The sequence below is a fragment of the Corynebacterium sp. HMSC034B08 genome (assembly GCF_001835805.1).
GTDB lineage: Bacteria > Actinomycetota > Actinomycetes > Mycobacteriales > Mycobacteriaceae > Corynebacterium > Corynebacterium coyleae.
The window spans coordinates 1-418 of sequence record NZ_KV825967.1 but is presented as its reverse complement, the minus strand read 5'-3'; the positions used below and the strand labels follow the sequence as shown (position 1 = coordinate 418).

Below are 418 nucleotides of genomic sequence, written 5' to 3'. Positions count from 1 at the left end.
GTACGCCTCGATCCAGTGTCCGACTTCGTAGCGGGCGTCGAACTTCGACGCGAACTGCTTCTTTTCGTACAGCAGATGCAGCTTCAACGTGGAAAACATCGACTCCGCAACCGCGTTGTCCCAGCACACACCGACCGCGCCGGTGCTTAAACGCACATCGAGTTTCTTGGCTGTTTGCGCGAACTGCTTCGAGGTGTACTGCGAGCCGCGGTCGGAGTGAAACACCGCGTTGCCCGCGACGAAACCGGCCGCGTGCGCCATGGTCAGCGCGTCGACGACAAGTTGCGCACTCATCCGGTCTGCGATCTGCCACCCGACAACCATCCGTGTGCTCAGATCGATCACGACGGCCAGATACATCCACCCCTGCGCGGTGCGCAGGTAGGTGATGTCGCCGCACAGATAGGTTGTCGGCATC

1 protein-coding gene is annotated in these 418 nt (G+C 60.8%); it reads right to left on the bottom strand.

Annotated elements, in window-relative coordinates; genetic code table 11:
* Positions 1–418: IS3 family transposase (locus tag HMPREF2656_RS08915; protein ID WP_141761056.1), on the bottom strand; the 418-nt coding region annotated here is incomplete at both ends.